This is a genomic window from bacterium, assembly GCA_004322275.1.
In the GTDB taxonomy this organism is placed as follows: Bacteria; Desulfobacterota; Deferrisomatia; order Deferrisomatales; family BM512; genus SCTA01.
The window spans coordinates 12,806-29,365 of record SCTA01000027.1 but is presented as its reverse complement, the minus strand read 5'-3'; the positions used below and the strand labels follow the sequence as shown (position 1 = coordinate 29,365).

Here is a 16,560-nt window from a genome sequence, read left to right as displayed (position 1 = left end):
CCTGCCCCTGTCGAGCAAGCGGTTTTCCTTCATAATACTTAAAAATAAAATAAACAACGGTAAAGAAAGGCAACTCCCCATGCTGAAAATAACTTTCAACGGCCACTCCAATTTTCATTTTGACGACGGCTCGCGCCAGGTGCTGATAGACCCCTGGTTCGGGGGCAACCCGAAGGCGAAGTCGAAACCCACCGATTACGACCAGATAGATATCGTTCTCGTCACTCACGGACACCGGGACCACCTCGGCGACGCGATTGAAATCTCCAAAAAATACCAGGCACCCATAGTCGCCCCCTTCGAGCTCGCCATGTATTGCCAGCGGCGGGGGGCTCTTGTCCATCCCATGAACCACGGGGGGGAGCGCCGCTATGACTTTTGCACCGTCAAAATGACCAACGCCGTCCACTCAAGCTCCTTCGTGGACAAGGGGGCGGAATACACCGGAAACCCTTGCGGCTTCATAATCGCGATGGGCGGTCAGAAGGTCTATTACACCGGTGATACGGCTCTCTTCGGAGACATGAAGCTTATCGGGGAGATGGAGAGCCCCGAAATAATGATGCTACCCATCGGAAGCATCTATACGATGGGAGCCAGGGACGCTGCTAAGGCCGTAGAGTTCGTCGGACCGAAATTCGCCATCCCGATGCACTATGCAACCTATGAAGTTCTCGACCAGAACGCCGACAGCTTCGCCTCCCACCTCAAAAATCTCCCGGCAAAGCTGGTGGTTTTGGGCGTAGGGGAGTCGAGGGAGTTCGGGGGTTGAAACGTCTGCAAATTTAGCGGTAATATCACCCGGCTTTGCACGGCGAATCCATCACTTCGGATCGGCCCATTGCGCCGTCCTGTCAGGGAACGATGCTAGAGATCAGCAGGGAAGCCGCAGAACTACTCGATAGACAGCAATACCTTCGAGAGATTGACCGCTCCGGAAGACCTCATTTCCTGATAAAGGTGCCCGACCTCAAAAAGGCCTCGGAAGCCGAACTGGGAATAGAGATTGTCCAAAGCGAAGAAGGATGCCTCGTGGTCACCCTTCTAATCTACGACATCCCTGCCGAACCGGTGGCCTGCGATATAGTATTCCACACGAAAAACAGCGAAGACGTTGCTTTCCTGCAGGCGCTCATCGACTCCGTAGTTTTCCATTTTCATCCCTGCGCGATGGTTGAGGGCAAATATTCCGTCGGCCAGCCGGTAGCTCTTCGCCTGCCGCCAAACCTTCACCTTCGCCTGAAACATTATTCAAGGGATTTTCACCCCGCGCCCGCGCCCGATCAATCCGCGCAGCCGCTTGTCGCGGAAACAGGCGAAATACCCCCGGCGGAGGAGACCTCCAACGAGTCCCCCGCCATACGCAACCTGAAATCAGCCATCTCGGGCTCCGACGCCCGCGACACGGTAATAAAAAAACTAAAAGAGCAGGTGCAGACCCTCCGCCAGCAGGTCAAGGAGAAGGAAAAGCGTATCATAGAGCTCGAAGACCAGCTCGGGGATTTCAAGAGCGGCAAGCGACAGTACAGGCTCGGCGCGGAGAAGAAGAGCTGGTGGAATCCTTTTTAGGAACAGCCGCCCGGGATTACCATTTTTTCTTGCAAAAGCCCCGCAACCCGTGTTACTAAGGCCGCTCCAAAAAGTCAGTACCCGTTGAGGAGGAAATAGAGATGTCCAGGAAGTGCGAAATCTGTGGCAAGGGGCCCTCGGTAGGGAACAACGTCAGCCACGCAAACAACAAGACCAAGCGCATCTTAAACCCCAATCTTCAGAACGTCCGCGTCAAGACCGACAAGGGCGCAAGGCAGATTCGCGTCTGCACCAGATGCATCCGCTCGGGCAAGATCGAAAAAGCCGCCTGAAGAACACAAAAAATCCATCCTGAAAGCCGGACTTCGCGTCCGGCTTTTTTTATTCTGAAAATACCAAACGGCGAAGACCTTAGAATTATGGCCCGCACTTCGTTTTTTTGGTATAGTTCCAGTGTTCAAGCCAGAATAAGGAGCAGGACATGTTTGATTCCATCTCAGAGTTTTTCTCCAGTGGGGAGGCCTCCTCCTCTCTTGAAAATTTCAACAATGAAAGGCTGATGGAGTACATCACCAGCCCCACCGGAGTCGGCATCTTCATCGCGTTCCTGATCCTCATGGTGATGATGAAGCAGCGCCTGATCTTTCTGCTGCTGGTCCTCGTGATGTCGGGGGTAGTCATCGCAAAATATACTTTGACCGACACAGGCGCTCCGAATGCGACCATCTTCATCTTCCTTGGCGCTACCATAGCCCTCTCCGCCTACGTCATCTACACCGGCTTCATAAAAGACGAGTGAGACCTTGGGAAAAATCGGCATCACCACGACAATTCCCGTCGAGGCTATCTTCGCCTCGGGCAATACGCCCGTCGATCTCAACAATGTTTTCATAACTTCCAAAAAGCGGAGGGAATGGATCGAAGCGGCGGAAATAGCCGGATTTCCCGGCACCTGCTGCGGCTGGATAAAAGGAATCTACTCCGCCGCCCGCGACGAGAAGGTTGAAGGCGTGGTAGGAGTCATGGCGGGCGACTGCTCCAACACCCAGGCCCTTATAGAGATACTCCAGTTTGAAGGGATGAAGACTTTCCCCTTCGCCTACCCCTACGACCGTTCGCCCGAGACGCTCCGGAGTGAGATAGAGCGTCTCTGTTCCAGACTCGGAACGGATATAAAGAGCGCCGAGGAGTGGAAGAAGCACCTCGACGCACCCCGGAAACTTGCCAGTGAGGTAGACCGCCTGACCTGGGAGGAGAACAAGGTCACCGGCTTTGAAAACCACCTGCATCTCGTCTCGGCCAGCGATTTTCTCTCCGACCCGGAAAACTATTCGCGGGTGGTCGAGGACTTTATAAAGGAAGCCGCCGCGAGGGGCCCCCTGAAAGAGGATATCCGGCTCGGCTACATCGGCGTCCCCACCGTTTACGACGATTTCTACGACTACATCGAAGGGATAGGGGCGAGGGTCGTCTTCAACGAGGTGCAGCGCCAGTTCTCACTCCCCTACTTCGAGGATTCCCTTGTCGGCGCTTACTCGAAATTCACCTACCCCTATGACGTTTTCGGCCGGATAGAGGACATAAAAAAGGAAACCGCCCGAAGGAAAATCGACGGGATAATCCACTACGTCCAGTCCTTCTGTTTTCGCCAGATGGAGGACGTAATTTTCCGCAAGACTCTCGGCGTACCTGTTTTGACGATAGAGGGCGACCGTCCCATGCCTCTGGATGCCCGCACCAAAACGCGCATCGAGAGTTTTGTCGAGATGCTGGGCACCAGAGCGTTTTTTTAGGTTATGGAACTCCCCGGCAGACTGCTCGGAAAAATCACCCGGAAGACCGGGCGGGCTATCAGCGATTTTAAGATGATAAGCGAGGGCGACAGGGTGCTCGTCGCCCTTTCGGGCGGCGAAAGCTCATGGTCATTGCTCCACGCCCTTGAAAAACTCAAAAGCAAGTCCCCTGTACGCTTCACCCTCTCGGCGGTCACCCTCCACCACCCCGGCTTCGACCTTTCCCCCCTCAGGGAACACTGCCAGGTCACAGGCGTTAGCTGCCCCGGCGTTGAATTTCCTTCCCCCTACGATATGCAAAACATCCTTTACGAGACCGCCGATAGCGGAGGTTTCAACAGGATAGCCCTCGGACACAACGCCGACGACCTCGTGGAGACCCTCCTTGTGTCCGAATTTTTTGAAGGTGAGATTAAAACCCTGCCGCCCTTCGAGACCGTGGGATGCAACATCGCCTTTATCCGCCCGCTTTGCCGGGTGTTTTGGAGAGAGATTCAGGATTACGCCGCCGTAGCCGGTTTCCCCTGCGACACTTCTTCGCGCCCGTGTTTTCCTCCGGATTTCAGGAGGGAGACGGTCAGGAAACTGCTTGACGGACTGGAGGGGGAGCACAGCGGAATCAAGTCGAACCTGCTTTCAAGCCTCGGAAGGGTCCGGGAACGCTATTTATTGCTCAAAAAATGAAAATTTTCCGATTTTTTTAACGGGGTGATTACCCGATATTGCACTTGTGATAGACTTACCCGATTGGTTAATACCTGCATCGAAAGGAAATCGTGATGTCCGTAAACGAGCCTTTGGAATCATCCAATTTCATATACAGGATCATCGAGGAGGACAGGAAAGCCGGCAAGAACGACGGCAGGGTCGCCACGCGGTTCCCTCCCGAGCCCAACGGCTACCTCCACATCGGCCACGCCAAGTCCATCTGCCTCAATTTCGGCATAGCCCGCGACTTTGGCGGCACCTGCAACCTGCGCTTTGACGACACGAACCCCGCCAAGGAAGAGCAGGAGTACGTCGATTCGATAATGGAGGACGTGCGCTGGGTAGGCTTCGACTGGACCAACCTCTTCTACGCTTCGGACTACTTCGACGACCTTTACCGCTTCGCCGTCCATTTCATAAAGCAGGGCAAAGCCTATGTGGACTCTCTTACCGCCGACGAGATACGCCAGACGAGGGGCACGCTCACCGAGCCCGGCAAAGAAAGCCCTTACAGAAACCGCGCAATTGAAGAAAACCTCGACCTTTTTGAGAAGATGAAAAACGGCGAGTTCCCCGACGGCGCTTACGTCCTTCGCGCGAAGATAGATATGTCCAGCGGCAACGTAAACATGCGCGATCCGATCATGTACCGCATCCTTAGGGCCACCCACCACCGCACCGGCGACAAGTGGTGCATCTACCCGATGTACGATTGGGCGCACGGCGAGTCCGACGCTCTGGAGGGAATCACTCACTCCATCTGCACCCTTGAGTTCGAGGATCACAGGCCCCTTTACGACTGGTTCGTCGAGGGGTTGAAGGACGAATTCCCCTCCCCTCCCCGCCAGATCGAGTTCGCGAGGCTGAATCTCAGCCACACCGTTCTCTCCAAGAGAAAGCTGATCGAGCTGGTCACCGGAAAACTCGTGGAAGGCTGGGACGACCCGAGAATGCCCACCATCGCGGGGTTTCGCCGCCGGGGCTACACTCCCGAGTCGATAAGGGACTTCTGCGACAGAATAGGAGTAGCGAAAAAAGACAGCCTCGTGGACATGGCGCTCCTCGAACACTGCCTGCGGGAAGACCTGAACGCAAGGGCCGAGCGCAGGATGGCGGTGCTAAAGCCGCTAAAGGTAGTGCTTACCAACTACCCCGAGGGGCAGACCGAATACCTCGAAGCCGTAAACAACCCCGAAAAACCCGAGTCCGGTTCGCGTAAGATACCCTTCGGCAGAGAACTTTATATCGAGCGGGAAGATTTCATGGAGAATCCGCCGCCGAAGTTCTTCCGTCTGAGCCCCGGCAAAGAGGTTCGCCTGCGCTACGCCTTTTTCATCAAGTGCGAAGAGGTGGTAAAGGACGAGAAGGGCGAGATAGTAGAGCTCCGCTGCACCTACGACCCCGCCACGAGGGGCGGCGACGCGCCCGACGGCAGGAAGGTAAAGGCGACGATTCATTGGGTAAGCGCGGCAAAGGCCATAGACGCGACCGTCCGCCTCTACGACAGACTCTTTGGCATACAAAACCCCGGCGCCCTCAAAAGCGACGAGAAATACACCGACTACCTCAACAAAGACTCCCTCGAAACCGTCACGCACTGCAAGCTGGAGCCTTCTCTTGCGGAAGTCGAACCCGAAACGAGAGTCCAGTTCGAGCGGCTCGGCTACTTCGTGGCCGACAGAAAGCTCCACACCCCCCAAGCGCCGGTATTCAACCGCATCGTCACCCTGCGCGATTCCTGGGCGAAAGCAGTCAAACAGGGCTGAAGAAATCAAGTAAAGCCGTAACACCAGGCAACCGAGACAAAAAAGCGCCCCTTCCTCTGTCAAGAGGAAGGGATTTTTTGTTGCCGGAGTTGTAAAAACGGTTGAGAGCGTTATAATTGCAAGTCATTGCATCAGCGGCCAGCGTCAATAAGGCGGCAAAGAGTCTATCGTACCGTTTTTTTTCTTTTGCGGGGGCTTTTATCAAATGATTCAGGGACTTAAATTTGCCGGCGGCAAACAAAAAGAAATCGACGTCGGCGAATTTAACGAAAACAGCCTGTTCCAAAGGGTATTCGTCAACAATAGGGTAACTATAGGCTTTCTCTTCGGGCTTCTTCTGCCCATTCTGGCCCTGCCTTCCAGATTTCCCTTTCTTGCGCAGCTTCCAAAAGCGGTCATCGGCGCGGGGCCGACGCTCTGGTCAATCGCGCTGGGGCTGCCCGCCGCCGTACTCGGAGCCGGGATACGGGCCTGGTCCTCCGGCGTCATAGTCAAAAACAAGGAGCTCGCCACCTGCGGCCCCTACGCGCTTACGCGAAACCCGCTTTACGTAGGCAGCTTCATCATGGGGCTCGGAATCACGATCATGGCAGGAAGTCCCGTGCTCATAGCGGCCGTGGCCGTACTCTTCCCGCTGGTCTACGCAGGGCTGGTCCGCAAGGAAGAGAAGTATCTTCTCGGGGTTTACGGTGAGGAGTTCCTCGGCTACTGCGCCAGAGTCCCCAGGTTTGTCCCCTCGCTGGAGAACTGGCCGCCAGAGCCCGCCAGCTACGACATCGGAAGGGTGCTGAAAAAGCACAAGGAATGGCGCGCCTGGCTCGCCGTGTACGCCGTAACGGTATTCCTGCTCCTTTGCGCCGCCCTCAACAGACAGGTCAGCCCGTAGTCAATCGCGTAGGTCGGCTTGAGGAACTAAAGCCGACAATTCCTTAGCTGTTTCTCCTTTTTCCCTATCCGAGCCCGCCGGTAATTCATCGTTCCCCCCATTCGTTACGAAAACTCAAAACAAAAATCAGAACATTCAATGTATTGTCAGCTTTCGTTCCTCAAGCTGACCTACACTCTTTCGACAAAACAAAAGCGCCCCACCGGCATTAAGCCGATGGGGCGCGTTCGTTTGGTGGTCCCTACGGGATTTGAACCCGTGTCGCCGACGTGAGAGGCCGGTGTCCTAGGCCGGACTAGACGAAGAGACCTTTTTGGCTGGGGGAGAAGGATTCGAACCCTCATAGGCGGAATCAGAATCCGCAGTCCTGCCATTGGACGATCCCCCAACGAGGAGGCATTTTATAGAGTAGCGGGGTTTTGAAGTCAAGCGGGTTTTTCCCATTCCCTGAAAATGAGGCATTTCCTTAAAATCAGGTAATTACCATTCCCGCATAACCCACGACATGGCGAAAATCCCCGCTCTTCTCTCCGCTGGTGGAGTAGGCCACTTTCTCCCCTTTCACAGCGCCGAGTTTTCTTGCGGCGTAAAGCATGACGGCGGCGGGGATAACCCCACACATCGAGATGTTGCTGGAGGCTACCGTCCGAAGTAGTCCCTCCGGGTCGATCTTCTCGATGTGGGCTATGGCCAGGGCGTCCTTCCTCATCGCGTTTTCCTGCGATTCGTAGTGGGTCATGTCGCTGGAGACAACCATGAGCAGCGGCTCTCCCCATTCCGTCACTACCCTGTAGAGCGCTTCCCCGGCCTCTTTTATATCTCCAGCGTCGCTTAGCATGAAGGAGATGGGGACCATGTCGAAGCCGGGCTGGCTCACCTGCAGGAAGGGCAAAAGCACCTCGATTGAATGCTCCTGCGCGTGGGCGGTGAAGTCGAAGGTGAATACCCTCGACGATTCCTCCACCATCCTCGCAAGCTCTTCGTTGACGCTGACAAGGCCCAGAGGAGTCCGCCAGGCGCCGGAGGGATAGACGGCTGCCCTGTGCCCGTGTCCGGTGTGATTCGGCCCGAGGAGGAGAACGGTGCGGGTAATCTTCACCGCGCCGAAGACCTTCGCGGCCGTGCTACCCGAGTAATAGTAACCGGCGTGAGGGGCTATTATGCCGAGCGCCTCTTTCTCGTGGCCCGCCGCCTCCATTTCGTTTTCGAGGTAGACCCGAAGCTCTTTTTCCTTCGCCGGGTAAAACTGGCCCGCGACAACCGGTTCCCGTATCATGCGACGTCCTTCCCTTTGTTGCCGATGCTTTGCTTCAGGAAATTTTTCTTCTCAAAAGAGTGTAATTGGAGCCCGGAGTCCCGCAAGGGTTAATTAGCGAGTGACGAGGCCCGCTTTGAAAAATTATGCTAACATTACTTTTTCTAGTCTTATCAAATCCAAACCTGAACAGGCGGCGATCAAAATGAAGGTATTCATCACCGGAGCTTCGGGTTTTACTGGCCGAGAGATAGCGCGGGAACTGGGCAGGGGGGGGCACGAGACCATTTCGCTCTGCCGGACTGAGGAATCGGCCCGGAGCGCTTTTCCGGGGTCAAAGATATTGATCGGCAACCCGACGGTTCCCGGAGAGTGGACGAAAACCCTCGCCTCCTGCGACGGATGCGTAAACCTCGCCGGAGAGCCGCTGAACGAGAAATGGACGCGGGAAAAGAAGAGGCTACTTCGCGAAAGCAGGATCGAAGCGACGCGAAACGTGGTTGCGGCGATACCGGAGGGAAAGGATTTTGTCCTCTTCAGCGCCTCGGCGGTGGGGGCCTACGGCGACGGCGGGGAAAACCTTCTCACCGAAAATTCACCCTACGGCGACAACTTTCTGGCGAAGCTCACCCGCGAATGGGAGGAGGCCGCCCTCGCAGCCGAGAAAAAAGGGGCGAGGGTAATCATCGGACGTTTCGGGCTGGTGCTGGGCAAGGAGGGCGGGGCGCTTCCGCCTCTGGTGACCGAGGCGAAAAAGGCGCGTAAGATTCCCGAGGGCAGCGGCAAGCAGTGGATGAGCTGGATACACGTCGAAGACCTCGCGAGGGCCGTCAGGAGCCTTCTGGAAAATCCTGAGGCCAGGGGAATCTTCAACCTCGTCTCCCCTCACCCCGCCCGCCAGAAAGAGATTACAAGCGCTATAGAAGAGATGCTCGGCCCGCCCGCGAGGCTTCGTCCCCCCTCCTTCGCCGCCCGCCTCGTAGTAGGAGAAATGGCCGATCTGGTGCTGCTGAGCCACAAGGCCAGCGCAGAGAAACTCGAAGCCACGGGTTTTTCCTTCGACCATACCGGCCTTCGCGAAACGCTGGTTAAGATTCTGGCTTGACGGGGCGGGAGTCGAACTGTAATATTCCGCCCTCCTGTGCGGAGAGATGACCGAGTCGGCCGAAGGTGCACGCCTGCTAAGCGTGTGTACCCAAATACGGGTACCGAGGGTTCGAATCCCTCTCTCTCCGCCATTTGACAATCGAATAAGAGTTCGCAAAATTGCGGAGAGGTGACCGAGCTGGCCGAAGGTGCACGATTGGAAATCGTGTGTGCCCAAAAGGCACCGGGGGTTCGAACCCCCCCCTCTCCGCCAATCTTTCTTTTTCGTGTAAAATAAAGATTGCCATGCGGATGCAAAAATATTATTAAACACGCCTTCACGCGCTCGTAGCTCAGCTGGATAGAGTATCGGACTACGAATCCGAGGGTCGCAGGTTCGAATCCTGCCGGGCGCGCCAGTAAAATCAAGGGGTTACGGTGATAAGCCGTAACCCTTTTTTGTTTTGCATCGTTTGTTGCCAAGGCCACCTTGAAATAGTAATTTGTCGCTGCGAATTTCATTTCACGGTTATCGGAACCGCCTTTAAGGAAATACAGGCACTTATGAGCGTTCTCGACGTTGCGGGTCTTTCAAAGAGTTTCGGTCCGACGACTCTTTTCGGCGATATCTCCTTCACCCTCGACGAGTACGAGAGGCTGGGGATAATCGGAAAGAACGGCTCCGGCAAATCGACTCTTCTAAAGATTCTCGTGGGGCTCGTAGACGCCGACGCGGGGACGATCTCCAAGAGGCGCGGCCTCTCCCTCGCCTACCTTCCGCAAAAGCCCGCATTAGACCCGGAGAAGACCGTAAGGGAGATTCTGGAAAGCTACCTCGGCGAAGCAAGGGAGAAACTCGGAAGGCATCAGAAAATATCGGAGGAGCTTTCGTCGGCGAAGGGCGAGGCACTGCAAAAGCTTCTGGACGAGCAGGAAAAGATACATTCCTGGCTCGACCACCACTCGGCGTGGACCATCGGCCACCGCATAGAGGAGATCTGCACCCGCTTCTCGATCCCCGACCCCTCCGCGAAGCTGAAGACCCTCTCCGGCGGCTGGAGCCAGCGAGTGGCTCTCGCCGGAATAATCCTCGAACAGCCCGATCTTCTCCTCCTCGACGAACCGACAAACCAGATAGACGCCGAAACAGTCGAATGGCTTGAGGAGCACCTCCGCGATTATCCGGGGGCGCTCCTTCTCATCACCCACGACCGTTATTTTCTCGACCGGGTGGTGACGGGGATAATCGAGCTGGACGACTCCGCCCTCACCCGCTACTCCGGGGGCTACGGCGACTATCTCGAAGAGAAGGCGAAAAGGCTTATGGAGGAGGAAAAAAGCCAGTCTCGCCTCGCGAACCTCCTTCGGCGCGAGGAGGAGTGGCTCTCCCGCGGCCCCAAGGCGCGGACGACCAAGCAAAAGGCACGCATCGACCGCGCCGGGGAGCTTAAAGAGCAGGTCAAAACCACCGTAAGCCGCGATCTTTCACTGGATTTCCAGACCGGGAAACGCCTCGGGGGGACGATTATCGAGACGAGCGGCCTGACGATAGAACTGGGCGGTAAAACCCTCGTAAAAGGGCTGGATTTTCACCTCAGGAAGGGCGAGCGCGTCGGCATTCTGGGGCCCAACGGCTGCGGCAAGACCTCCCTCGTCCGCACCCTCCTCGGCGAATTCCCCCCTGCCTCGGGAAGCGTGACGATAGGCAAGCACACCCTCATCGGGTACCTCGATCAGGCCCGTAGCGGCCTCGACGACTCTCTCAGCGTCGAGAAAAACCTGACCGAAGACGACTGGGTGGCTCCCGGCGGCGGGAAGGGGGAGAAGCGCCACAAGGTCGGCTATCTGGAGGACTTTCTCTTCTCCCGCGCCGATCAGCTAAAGCCCGCCTCCACCCTCTCCGGCGGCGAGAGGGCGCGGCTGCTGCTGGCGAAGCTGCTTCTCAAGGGGGCGAACGTCCTGGTGCTCGACGAGCCCACAAACGACCTCGACATCCCCACCCTTCAGATACTTGACGAGTCGCTGGCCGAATTTCCCGGCTCAGCGCTCATAATCACCCACGACAGGTACTTTCTCGACAAGGTCGCCACCGGAATCCTCCACTTTGAGGGTGAGGGCCGGGTGGTCTTCTACGAGGGCAACTACTCGGCCTTCTCGCGCACGAGGGCGCGCAGGGAAGAGGAAGTGAAAGCCGCTCCGAAACAGCTTCCCGAAGCAAAACCCGCGAAGGAAAAAAGCGCGCAAAAGGCCGGACTCAGTTTCAGGGAAAAAAGGGAACTGGAGGAATTGGAGCGCGAGATAGAGCGCCTCGAAATCCGCAAGGGCGAGGTCGAAAAGCTGCTCGCCTCACCCTCCTCTCTGGCTGGAGGAAGGCAGGAGATTCAAGCCCTTTCCCGAGAACTCCCGGCGCTGGACGAAACCATCAAAAACCACTTCGCCCGCTGGGAGGAGCTTGAAGAAAAACGCTCCTGACCGCATGTCCGTCAGGAAACGGGAGAGAGCGAGTAATCCGCCTTTTCAAAGCAGCTTTCATCGGCGAAAAAAGCATCGACGACGTGGGGGTCGAAATGACTCCCCCTCCCCGCTTCCACCATCTCCCTTACCACCATATGGTCCAGCCCTCGCCTGTAGCAGCGGTCCGACCGGAGCGCGTCGTAGAAATCGGCCAGTGCCATTATCCTCGCCGAAAGCGGAATTTCCTCGCGCTTGAGCCCCCTCGGGTAGCCTTCGCCGTTCCACTTCTCGTGATGATAGAGAGCTATCTCGATTCCCATCTTGATGAAGGCGTTTCCGGGGCAGCGTTCGTGGACGACCTTGAGATTTTCAGCCCCAATGGTCGTGTGGGTCTTCATGACCTCGAACTCCTCTTCGGTAAGCTTGCCGGGCTTAAGAAGGATGCTGTCGGGCATGGCGACCTTGCCTATGTCGTGGAGGGGCGAGGCATGCTTGATGCAGTCGGTGAATTCCCTAGAAATAACTCTCGCGTAGGGAGAGGATTCGGAGAGGCGCGTAGAGATGATGTGGCAGTAATCCCGCACCCGTTCGAGGTGGTCTCCGGTGTCCTCGTCGCGGTTCTCGGCCAGTTTCGCGAGGGCGAAGATCGTCCCGAGCTGCGCTTCCGATATCTCGCGCACCTTTTCCTCTACGATGTGCCTCAGATTGTCGTTCTGAAACTCCAGCTTCTCCTGCAGCGCCCGGAGTTTAAGATGGGTCTCGACGCGCGAAAGCACCTCTTCGGAATTAAAGGGTTTCGTTATGTAATCCACGCCGCCGAGGTGGAAGGCCTTAATCTTGTCCTCCGTGGTGGAAAGGGCGCTCAGGAAGATTATCGGAATCTCCTGAAGCTTTTCGCTTTCCTTGAACCTCCTGCAGACCTCGTAACCGTTCATCTCGGGCATATTTATGTCCAGAAGCAGAAGATTGGGAGGAACCTTGTTTGCGGCCTGCAGGGCGAGAGAGCCGCTCGGCAGCGCCGAGACCTCGAAATCGTGTTCCGAAAGAATCTCGCGAAGAAGGGTGAGATTCTCCGGGGTGTCGTCGACAATCATTATTCTGGCCCCTTGGGGCAAACTCTGGCTTTTCATAGTGATTCCTTCGGGGAAAACAAGGACATGATTTTTGAGTAATCGTACCTTCCGACAAGGCGGAGGAGGTAATCTCCCAGCCCGGGATTAACGGGCCGGATATCTTTTTCCACCAATGAAATAAAGGCTGTGGCGTCGCCGATTTCTATATGCTCCTTCAGCCTCTCGACAAGGCTTTCAGGAAGCGAGGAGGCCTCTTTAAAGAAATCTCTTTGGGGTGCCTGTGTCGGCAAGGAGACCTCTTCGGAGGAATAATCAGGAAGCGAAGGAAGCAGACGCTCTATCTCCTTGATGATTTCATCCCTTGTAAAGGGTTTCCCGATAAAGCCGTCGATCCTCGCCTCCAGATATTCCTTTCCTCCCTCTTCCCTGTCGCTCGCGGTGACCAGTATGATCCTGACGGCCTTTCCGCCGGGAAGCGCCCTTATTTTCGCCGCCGCCTCCAGGCCGTCCATTTCCGGCATCCTTCTGTCCATCAGGATTACATCGGGTTTCCAGGACCTGAAGACGTCTATGGCTGCCGGCCCGTCTTCCGCCGTTTTGACCGTAAATCCCGCTCTTTCGAGTATTTTAGAAAGCAGGTGGCGGTTCATCTCCAGATCGTCGGCGACAAGAATCTTCAGATCGTAGCGACTCTTTTTAACTCCCGGTGCTTTCATGAGCGCCGGAGCTTCGGGATTGGGGGATGCCTGTTTTTCCACCGTCTCGGCCTTGAAGGTGAAATGCACGGTTGTCCCGGCGCTCTCCTCGCTCTCTATGGTGAGGTCGCCGTCGAGCATCAGGGCGTACTGGCGGCTGATCGACATCCCGAGGCCGGTACCACCCTTGTCGCTTCCGCTCTTCGTCTGCTCGAAGGGGGAAAAAACCTTTCCGATTTCGTCCTTCGATATCCCGGCGCCGGTATCGGAAATATCCACCATGATTTCAACCTTGCCGCCCTCAAGGTTTTTAAATCCTACGTTTACCTCGATGTGGCCCTGCTGGGTAAACTTCAGAGAGTTTCCTAGAATGTTTACCAGCACCTGGCGAATCTTTTTCTGGTCGCTTATCAACGTCTCCGGCAGATTTTCAGCCTTTTTCACTATCAGTGAGAGACCTTTTTCCTTTGTGCGGAAGCTGAACACCGTCTCGATTTCGTCTATGAGGGCGGTAAAGGAAAAAGCCTCCGGAACCGTCGTCACGTACCCGGCTTCAATCTTCGACATCTCAAGTATGTCATTTATCAGACTGAGGAGGTGTTCGCCGCTCTGGCTGATTATGCGGGAGTAATTTATCCCCGTTTCGCTCATCGCCGGGAGCTTTTGCATGAGTTGCGAATAGCCAAGTATGGCGTTCATAGGCGTGCGTATCTCATGGCTCATCTTGGCCAGGAAGGTGCTCTTGGCCTTGTTCGCGCTTTCAGCGACCTCTCTGGCTTCCAGAATGGCTTTTTCCATCTTTTTTTGTTCGGTGATGTCATCCAGGCTGACAAGTACCCGCTCACCTCCGGAAAGGTTTATATAAGCGCTGGTCATGAGGAACTCCCTCTCCTCGACTCCGCCGTCACGGACAAGGCTCAGACTTATCTCGTTTTTGTCGAACGACGCTTTGTTGCCGAGGCTCTCCGTAAAGCTCTTTCTCAGGGCGCAACACCCGCACCTGTTATTCGTACCGCAAAGTTTTCCATCGGCAACCTCAACGCACCCCAGTACGTCGCCGGGCTGCCTGCCGATCAGGTTTTCTTTTTTCTCGTCAGTCAGATAGGCCCCGACCTGATTCACGTTCTCGACGCTTCCGTCTTCCTTAAGAAGCATCATGACGAGAGGAGAGGAATCGAAGATCGCGTTAAGGCTTTCAGTCTGCTCCTTGAGGACCGTTTCCGTTCTCTTGCGCCCGGATATGTCGCTTATGAGCCCTATGGCTTTTTTCGCCCTTCCGTCGGGACCGCGTTCGATAACCTGCCCCATCGTGCTTACCCAGAACCAGCCCCGCCCTTCCCCAAAGTAGCGGAATTCGTTGTTCCAGCTGTCGGCCTTTCCTTCAATCGCGTTTACCGAGTTTTCCCTGACCGTCGGCAGGTCGTCGGGATGCACTTTTGCATAGAACCTGGCTGTTTTCGTCTTTCCGAACCTGTCGACCTCAATCCCCTTTGTGCGCAAGTCGGCGCCCTGCGTGGTATAGAAGGTGTCGGTTTCGCCGTCCCACGCCCAGATGTCGAAATGGCCGCTTTCGAGGGCCATGGCGAGCTTGTGGGTGCGCTCGTCCACCAGTTGCTCGAGATGCTCCTGATATTTTTTCAGTTCGATTGAATTTTGCCGGTGTTCCAGTTCCTGGGCGACTTTTACCGCCACGATTTTAAGAATGGACTCGACGAGCTCGGGCTTTTTTATTGGGGCCTTTCCCATTACCCCCACAAGACCGAAGGGTTTGCCTGCGGAGTTGAGCAAAGACACGGCTGCGTAGCTTTTCGCCCCCATCTTGTTTATCAGAACGTCCTGCGGGAACATCAGCCGGAGACCTTTGGGATACGTGCAGCTCGGCATTCCGAGGGCGATTTCGTTTGGAGTTCCCGCCAGGGCGTATTCAAAATTTTCAGCCGTCCGGCCGTCGTTGAATATGCTGACCGTGCGGGCTCTTTCGCTTTCAGGAATGAGCTCGTGGACGAAGGCGCATTCCACGCCGAGAGTCTCGCAAAGATATTTAACGAGCGAGGCCAGGAAATTCTCTTCTTCGCCGCCGTTTCCGCACATGGCGATAAAGCGGAGGGTATCGTTAATCTTCCGCCTCTCGGTTACATCCGAGCATATCCCTTCGAGAGAGATTACCTTTCCTTCCCTGTCGAAGATCCCCTGCCCGGTTTCCCGGACCCATTTTATTTCTCCGTCGGCGGTCCTGATGCGGTAAGTGAGCTCGAATTTCCGCTTTAGCGAAAGGGCCTTTTGAACCTCGTTCCAGACATCCTCCCTGTCCTCGGGCAGAATTACGTCGTTGTACCGGACTTGCCCCCCGGTGAAATCCGCCGGGCCGTACCCCGTCAACTCGATAGAGCCCGTGCTGGCGAAGGTGATTGGCCATTCTTTTTCGTTAAGGCACCTGTAGACCATGGCCGGTAGATTGTCCATCAGAGTCGATAGTTGACGCTCCCTTTCCCTCAGGGCGTCGGCGCCTTTTTTCCTCTCGGTGACGTCCTGTATAGTCCCAAGGGTGATTGTCGCGATTCCTCTTTCGTCGTATTTCGTCTCGCCCCTTTCGTGAATGTATTTTATCCGCCCGTCGCCGAAAAGAACCCGGTGGGTTATGTCGTAAGGCTTTTTTTCCTCGACGGATTTATTGAAGGCGAGAGTCACCTCTCTTCTATCGTCGGGGTGGACCCTGTCCAAAAAGAATTCGAGCATGTTTCCGGAGCTGGCGGGGGAGAGTTCCAGAATGCGGAAAACCTCGTCGGAAAAGATCATTTTTCCGGTAAACAGGTCGAGCTCCCAGCTTCCGATTGAAGCCATTCTCTGGGCTTCCTTAAGCCTTTCACCGCTTTTCTGAAGCGCTCTTTCGGCGAGTTTGCGCTCGGTGACGTCGGCGATGACCAGGGCGAATTTCCCCTTTTCCGGGCAGTAGACCCGCGTCTCGTAGTACTTACCGAGGTCCGCGAAATAACTTTCAAAATCGCATGGTTCCCCCAAAAGGGCGACTCTTCCGCAGGTGTCGATCAGGTTTTCATCGATGTTTGGAAAAGTCTCCCTGGCGGTCCTGCCGATCAGTTTTTCGGCCGGGAAGCCCGCGATTTTTTCAAAGGCCGGATTCACCTCAAGAAAACGGTAGTCGGCCGGGGAACCATCGTCGTCAAGAATCATCTCGTGGAGGGCGAAGCCCGGAGTCATATTATCGAAGAGCGTTCTGTACTTCGCCTCGCTTTTGCGCAAAACGTTGTCCCTGTTCGCCGCCTGCCTCTTTTGTACGAGCAAAAAAACGATTAGCC

General features: G+C 55.7%; 13 protein-coding genes and 5 tRNA genes. 13 read left to right on the top strand and 5 right to left on the bottom strand.

Annotation, left to right across the window (positions count from 1 at the left end):
- Positions 1 to 82: 82 nt before the first annotated feature.
- From EPN96_08325 to EPN96_08290, 8 genes are all read left to right on the top strand, one after another.
- Positions 83 to 772 (top strand): metal-dependent hydrolase, encoded by a 690-nt coding sequence (locus tag EPN96_08325; GenBank protein TAL16710.1) that lies wholly within the window; start codon positions 83 to 85, stop codon positions 770 to 772.
- A gap of 92 nt (positions 773 to 864) precedes the next feature.
- Positions 865 to 1,569 (top strand): hypothetical protein, encoded by a 705-nt coding sequence (locus tag EPN96_08320; protein ID TAL16662.1) that lies wholly within the window; start codon positions 865 to 867, stop codon positions 1,567 to 1,569.
- Between the two features lie 101 nt (positions 1,570 to 1,670).
- On the top strand, positions 1,671 to 1,862 hold the full coding sequence (gene rpmB / locus EPN96_08315) for a 50S ribosomal protein L28 (protein TAL16661.1): 192 nt from the start codon (positions 1,671 to 1,673) through the stop codon (positions 1,860 to 1,862).
- A 149-nt stretch (positions 1,863 to 2,011) separates the two neighbouring features.
- Entirely contained in the window at positions 2,012 to 2,329 is a 318-nt protein-coding gene (locus EPN96_08310; GenBank protein TAL16660.1) for a hypothetical protein, read from the top strand.
- Between the two features lie 4 nt (positions 2,330 to 2,333).
- Positions 2,334 to 3,323: a 2-hydroxyacyl-CoA dehydratase gene (locus tag EPN96_08305; protein ID TAL16659.1), complete on the top strand. Its 990-nt coding sequence runs from the start codon at positions 2,334 to 2,336 to the stop codon at positions 3,321 to 3,323.
- Positions 3,324 to 3,326: 3 nt separating this feature from the next.
- The gene (locus EPN96_08300) at positions 3,327 to 4,007 is read left to right on the top strand and encodes a hypothetical protein (GenBank protein ID TAL16658.1); all 681 of its coding nucleotides are present in this window, start codon (positions 3,327 to 3,329) and stop codon (positions 4,005 to 4,007) included.
- Between the two features lie 95 nt (positions 4,008 to 4,102).
- Complete coding sequence (locus EPN96_08295) at positions 4,103 to 5,797, top strand: glutamine--tRNA ligase/YqeY domain fusion protein (GenBank protein TAL16657.1); 1,695 nt, start codon at positions 4,103 to 4,105, stop codon at positions 5,795 to 5,797.
- 205 nt (positions 5,798 to 6,002) lie between these two features.
- Positions 6,003 to 6,683, top strand: coding sequence for an isoprenylcysteine carboxylmethyltransferase family protein (locus tag EPN96_08290; GenBank protein TAL16656.1), 681 nt, complete (start codon positions 6,003 to 6,005; stop codon positions 6,681 to 6,683).
- A 232-nt stretch (positions 6,684 to 6,915) separates the two neighbouring features.
- Here the strand turns inward: EPN96_08290 and EPN96_08285 are convergent.
- The 3 genes from EPN96_08285 to amrB form a co-directional block, all read right to left on the bottom strand.
- Positions 6,916 to 6,993: transfer RNA gene (locus EPN96_08285), tRNA-Glu, on the bottom strand.
- Positions 6,994 to 6,997: 4 nt separating this feature from the next.
- A tRNA-Gln gene (locus EPN96_08280) sits at positions 6,998 to 7,071 on the bottom strand.
- Between the two features lie 84 nt (positions 7,072 to 7,155).
- Positions 7,156 to 7,959 (bottom strand): AmmeMemoRadiSam system protein B, encoded by an 804-nt coding sequence (gene amrB, locus EPN96_08275; protein ID TAL16655.1) that lies wholly within the window; start codon positions 7,957 to 7,959, stop codon positions 7,156 to 7,158.
- Positions 7,960 to 8,143: 184 nt separating this feature from the next.
- On the opposite strand from amrB, the gene EPN96_08270 reads away from it, so the two are divergent.
- From EPN96_08270 to EPN96_08250, 5 genes are all read left to right on the top strand, one after another.
- Entirely contained in the window at positions 8,144 to 9,043 is a 900-nt protein-coding gene (locus tag EPN96_08270) for a TIGR01777 family protein (GenBank protein ID TAL16654.1), read from the top strand.
- A 40-nt stretch (positions 9,044 to 9,083) separates the two neighbouring features.
- A tRNA-Ser gene (locus EPN96_08265) sits at positions 9,084 to 9,176 on the top strand.
- A 32-nt stretch (positions 9,177 to 9,208) separates the two neighbouring features.
- Positions 9,209 to 9,298: transfer RNA gene (locus tag EPN96_08260), tRNA-Ser, on the top strand.
- A gap of 68 nt (positions 9,299 to 9,366) precedes the next feature.
- Positions 9,367 to 9,443, top strand: a tRNA-Arg gene (locus EPN96_08255).
- A gap of 145 nt (positions 9,444 to 9,588) precedes the next feature.
- Positions 9,589 to 11,496, top strand: coding sequence for an ABC-F family ATP-binding cassette domain-containing protein (locus EPN96_08250; GenBank protein ID TAL16653.1), 1,908 nt, complete (start codon positions 9,589 to 9,591; stop codon positions 11,494 to 11,496).
- Between the two features lie 11 nt (positions 11,497 to 11,507).
- Here EPN96_08250 and EPN96_08245 read toward each other — a convergent pair whose 3' ends face one another.
- Together EPN96_08245 and EPN96_08240 are read right to left on the bottom strand one after the other, a co-directional pair.
- On the bottom strand, positions 11,508 to 12,608 hold the full coding sequence (locus tag EPN96_08245) for a response regulator (protein ID TAL16652.1): 1,101 nt from the start codon (positions 12,606 to 12,608) through the stop codon (positions 11,508 to 11,510).
- The gene (locus EPN96_08240) at positions 12,605 to 16,546 is read right to left on the bottom strand and encodes a PAS domain S-box protein (protein ID TAL16651.1); all 3,942 of its coding nucleotides are present in this window, start codon (positions 16,544 to 16,546) and stop codon (positions 12,605 to 12,607) included. Before EPN96_08240 ends, EPN96_08245 begins: the two co-directional genes overlap by 4 nt.
- Positions 16,547 to 16,560 lie beyond the last annotated feature (14 nt).